Source organism: Algibacter sp., from assembly GCF_049667265.1.
Lineage (GTDB): Bacteria > Bacteroidota > Bacteroidia > Flavobacteriales > Flavobacteriaceae > Algibacter_B.
This window is the reverse complement of sequence record NZ_JBATHX010000187.1, coordinates 1-4,922: the sequence shown is the minus strand read 5'-3', so window position 1 is coordinate 4,922 and position 4,922 is coordinate 1. Positions and strand designations below refer to the sequence as shown.

The following is a 4,922-nucleotide window of genomic DNA, read 5'->3' as shown; positions in this document are numbered from 1 at the left end:
TTCTTAAACAGAGCAACTGGACCTTACTGGTGGGCATATTGGGCGATGATGTCTTGTAATGTATTCTCTCCACAATTTATGTGGTTCAAAAAATTAAGAACAAGTATCATGTTTTCTTTCTTTATCTCTATTGTGGTGAATATTGGGATGTGGTTTGAGCGTTTTGTAATTATTGTAACTTCGTTACATAGAGATTACTTACCTTCATCATGGACCATGTTCTCACCTACATTTGTAGATATAGGGATTTTCATCGGAACCATTGGATTCTTCTTTGTATTATTCTTATTATATGCAAGAACATTCCCTGTTATCGCTCAAGCGGAAGTGAAAACGATTTTGAAATCATCTGGAGAACGTTATAAAAATATTAGAGAAAGAGGCGATAGTTTAGTAGGAACGGGTTCTGATACTAGAACATCTGGTAGTACAGTTGCAAAACCTGTTGCTAAAGTTAAAGCTAAGACAATAAGAACTGATGACAGCTCAGATAAAGTAAGTAATTTGTTAGGAAGCCTAGGTGCTTTTGATGCTGCTACTGAGACTGCTGATGATTTAAAGAAAATAAGCGGAGTTGGACCTAAAATGGAAGAAGTACTTAATAGTATTGGTATTTATAAGTTCCTTCAAGTTAGTAAGATGACGAAAAAAGAATATGATTTGTTAGACTCCATTACTGAATCTTTTCCAGGAAGAGCAGAACGTGATGATTGGGCAGGACAAGCTAAAAAATTAATAAACTAAATATAGTCAATGGAAGCTTCAAAAGTTATTCACGCTATTTATACCGATGATGATATTTTAATGTCAGCCGTTAAAAAGGTTAAGGCAGAAAGATTTCACATTGAAGAGATATATACGCCTTTTCCGGTTCATGGACTAGACAAAGCTATGGGATTAGCTCCAACACGTATTGCTATAACAGCATTTATTTATGGGTTAATTGGTTTAACTGTGTCTATTTTAATGATGAATTTCATTATGATTGAAGATTGGCCTCAAAACATTGGTGGAAAACCAAGTTTCAGTTATATTGAAAATATGCCAGCGTTCGTGCCAATTATGTTTGAACTTACGGTATTTTTTGCAGCGCACTTAATGGTAATTACCTTTTACTTACGTAGTAGAATGTGGCCTTTTAAAAATGCTGAAAATCCAGATCCAAGAACTACTGATGATCATTTTTTAATGGAAATTGCAGTAGATGGAAATGAAAAGGAACTAGAAAGTTTATTAGCAGAAACTGGAGCAGTAGAAATTAATTTAGTTGATAAAGCCCATTAATAATAGATATGAAAAGCTTAATTAAAATATTAGTATTAGCAGTTGTTTTTTTAGCAGCATCTTGTAATAAGAGTACCGCGCCAAATTACCAATTCATGCCAAACATGTATGAATCTGCAGGATATGAAACATATGGTGAAGCAGCATTCCCTAACGGAGTTGAGGCGCAGTTGCCAGCAGAAGGTTCTATTCCAAGAGGGTTTGTTCCTTTCGATATCGAAAATTCTACTGCAGGGTACGATTTAGCAAAAGCTACTTTAGTTAGTCCGCTAGATTCCACCAATGTAGATTTAAATAGAGGTAAAGAATTATATGATATTTACTGTGGAATTTGCCACGGAAATAAAGGTGATGGACAAGGTAACTTGGTTAAACGCGAAAAAATTCTTGGTATTCCCAGTTATGATGATGCAGGAAGAGCTATAAATGCTGGAAGTACTTACCACACAATATATTATGGTAAGAACGCCATGGGTAGCTATGCTAACCAATTGAACGAAGAAGAGCGTTGGCAAGTAGTATCCTATGTGTTAAAGTTGAAAGCAGATTTAGAAAAGTAAGATTGATAAGATTATTATAGATATGTATACATTTTCAAATAAATTAAAGACATTTTCTTTCGTACTAATGATATTAGGAGCATTAGGGGTAGGATATGGTTTTATGACATCTCATAAATCTTTTGAAGAAGTTGAGCACTTACTTGCAGAAGAGTCACACCATGGTGGTGGACACGGTGAAGAAGCGGCTCACGCTGCACCAAGTCATGATGAACATGCAACTGATTCGCATGAAGAAGGACATGGAGAAACTGCTCATGCTGAAGTTGATGAACATACAAAACACATTGAGCATGTTCAACATCAGATAGCAAATAGACCTTGGTCTGCACTTTATGTTGCTGCATTTTTCTTTATGATGATTGCATTAGGTGTTTTAGCTTTTTATGCTATTCAAATTGCATCTCAAGCAGGATGGTCGCCAGTTTTATTTAGAGTCATGGAAGGTATAACAGCTTATATGTTACCTGGCGCTTTAATTGTTATGGCTATTGCCGTCGGTTCTCATTTTTTAGGACACGATAGTATTTTTATGTGGATGAATCCAGATGTTATAAATCCTGAAAGTGATCATTACGATAAACTAATTGATGGAAAATCTTCATTTTTAAATCTACCTTGGTTCATTATAAGAGGTTTAATATTTATTGCCGGTTGGTATGCTTACCGTCATTTTTCAAGAAAGTTTTCAATTGCACAAGATACAGCCGAAGATAAAAGTAACTTCAAGAAATCATTCCGTATTTCAGCAGGATTTTTAGTATTCTTTATTTATACAGAATCTATGATGTCTTGGGATTGGATTATGAGTGTTGATCCACATTGGTTTTCAACATTATTTGGATGGTATGTATTTGCTAGTATGTTTGTAAGTGGTATTACTGTTATAGCTTTAATTACTATTTACCTAAAATCTAGAAATTATTTAGAGTTTGTAAATGAAAATCATTTGCATGATGTTGCAAAATTTATGTTTGCATTTAGTATTTTTTGGACATACTTATGGTTCTCACAATTTATGTTAATCTGGTATTCAAATATTCCAGAAGAAGTTACCTATTTCGTAACACGTTTCCAAGATTATAAATTACCGTTCTTAGGTATGGTAGTTATGAACTTTGTATTCCCAATTTTAATGTTGATGAATGCAGATTACAAGAGAATTCCGTGGTTTGTGGTTATGGCAGGTTTAGTTATCTTATTCGGTCATTATATTGATATTTTCAATATGATTATGCCAGCAACAGTAGGTGACAGATGGTTCATAGGAATTCCAGAAATAAGTTCAGTATTACTTTTCGCAGGTTTATTCATATTTGTTGTGTTTACAGCTTTAACAAAAGCGCCATTACTTGTAAAAGGATACCCTTTTAGAAAAGAAAGTGAAGAATTTCATTATTAATTAGATATAAATAAAGACGAACGATACCAATGACTGCTTTATTAACAATTATAGTTTTAGTATTTATTTTAATTGCCATTTGGCAAATGGTAAAGATTTTTGATTTAGCACAGGCTAAAAACGAAAATGATACCATTGCTGGGGTTGCAACCGACAAGGATAATACATTAAATGGTTATTTAATGATGGGCTTTTTAGCATTCATCTATATAATAACTATTGTATGTTTCGTAAAATGGGGTGATTTACCACTAATGTCGAATTCTGCTTCAGAACATGGGCCAACCATTGATAATCTAATGATTATTTCAATGGTTTTAATATTCTTTGTTCAAACCTTAACACAGTTTTTATTGCACTATTTTGCATATAAATACAAAGGTGAAAAAGGAAAAAAAGCATTGTTTTTTGCTGATAATAATAAGTTAGAAGCAATTTGGACTATTATACCAGTAATTGTTTTGGCTGGTTTAATTATATACGGTCTTAGCACTTGGATAAACATCATGGGTGTTGATGAAAGTGATGACCCTTTAATAGTTGAGTTATATGCGCAACAGTTTAACTGGAAAGCTAGATATGGTGGTGCAGATAATACCTTAGGGAAATCAAACGTACGTTTAATTGATATTGATCGTGCTAATATTTTAGGTTTAGACGAGTCTGATCCTAATGCACAAGATGACGTGATAACAACTGAATTACATTTACCTGTTGGTAGACCAGTTTTATTCAAAATGCGTTCTCAAGATGTTTTGCACTCAGCTTACATGCCTCACTTTAGAGCTCAAATGAACTGCGTACCTGGTATGATTACTCAATTTGGTTTTACGCCTACAATAACTACGGCTGATATGCGTCAAACGCCTCAAATGGTTGATAAAGTTCAAAATATTAATAATATTAGAGTTGAAAACAGTAAAAAACTTGTTGCAAAAGGCGAAGAAGCTTTAGAACGTTATGAGTTTGATTATCTATTACTTTGTAATAAAATTTGTGGAAAATCACACTACAACATGCAAATGAAAATTGTAGTTGAAACGCAAGATGAATACGATGCTTGGATTGCCGAACAAAAGGAATTCAAGAATTCTCTAATTAACTAATTAAAAAGATAAACACGATATAAGATTATGTCAGCACACGCAGATAACCACGCTCACGACGACGATCACGGACATCATCATAAAGAAACGTTTGTAACTAAATACATATTTAGTCAAGACCATAAAATGATTGCTAAGCAGTACTTAATTACCGGTACTCTTATGGGAGTTATTGGGGTGTTAATGTCTATTATGTTCCGTATACAAATTGCATGGCCAGAAGAGCCTAACGTATTGTTTGAAGCATTACTAGGTAAATGGGCTCCTGATGGAGTTATGGATGCCGACATATATTTGGCTTTGGTTACCATTCATGGTACAATCATGGTTTTCTTTGTACTAACTGCCGGTTTAAGTGGTACGTTTAGTAACTTGTTAATTCCATTACAGATTGGTGCGCGTGATATGGCATCAGGGTTTCTAAATATGGTATCATATTGGTTATTCTTTTTATCATGTATTATCATGGTTGCTTCATTATTTGTTGAAGCTGGTCCTGCAGCAGCTGGGTGGACAATTTATCCGCCGTTAAGTGCTTTGCCAATGGCATCAGGTGGTTCAGGGTTAGGT

At 34.1% G+C, this 4,922-nt stretch carries 5 protein-coding genes and 1 pseudogene; all 6 read left to right on the top strand.

Going from position 1 to position 4,922, the window contains the following annotated elements; all coding sequences use genetic code 11:
* Positions 1-744: pseudogene (locus WBN21_RS07060) on the top strand (NrfD/PsrC family molybdoenzyme membrane anchor subunit); the annotation flags it as partial.
* Between the two features lie 9 nt (positions 745-753).
* Positions 754-1,284 carry a DUF3341 domain-containing protein gene (locus tag WBN21_RS07055; protein WP_424198793.1) on the top strand — a complete coding sequence of 177 codons (531 nt, stop codon included), beginning with the start codon at positions 754-756 and terminating at the stop codon, positions 1,282-1,284.
* A gap of 8 nt (positions 1,285-1,292) precedes the next feature.
* Complete coding sequence (locus WBN21_RS07050) at positions 1,293-1,844, top strand: c-type cytochrome (RefSeq protein WP_424198791.1); 552 nt, start codon at positions 1,293-1,295, stop codon at positions 1,842-1,844.
* A gap of 22 nt (positions 1,845-1,866) precedes the next feature.
* Positions 1,867-3,246 carry a quinol:cytochrome C oxidoreductase gene (locus tag WBN21_RS07045; RefSeq protein ID WP_424198789.1) on the top strand — a complete coding sequence of 460 codons (1,380 nt, stop codon included), beginning with the start codon at positions 1,867-1,869 and terminating at the stop codon, positions 3,244-3,246.
* Positions 3,247-3,275: 29 nt separating this feature from the next.
* Positions 3,276-4,352, top strand: coding sequence for a cytochrome c oxidase subunit II (locus WBN21_RS07040; protein ID WP_424198787.1), 1,077 nt, complete (start codon positions 3,276-3,278; stop codon positions 4,350-4,352).
* 27 nt (positions 4,353-4,379) lie between these two features.
* On the top strand, positions 4,380-4,922 hold a 543-nt coding region (locus WBN21_RS07035; protein WP_424198785.1), incomplete at its 3' end, for a cbb3-type cytochrome c oxidase subunit I.

Coding starts and splice junctions, on each gene's coding strand:
- WBN21_RS07050 (WP_424198791.1), top strand. CDS start 1,293: ATGAAAAGCTTAATTAAAATATTAGTATTAGCAGTTGTTTTTTTAGCA.
- WBN21_RS07040 (WP_424198787.1), top strand. CDS start 3,276: ATGACTGCTTTATTAACAATTATAGTTTTAGTATTTATTTTAATTGCC.
- WBN21_RS07055 (WP_424198793.1), top strand. CDS start 754: ATGGAAGCTTCAAAAGTTATTCACGCTATTTATACCGATGATGATATT.
- WBN21_RS07045 (WP_424198789.1), top strand. CDS start 1,867: ATGTATACATTTTCAAATAAATTAAAGACATTTTCTTTCGTACTAATG.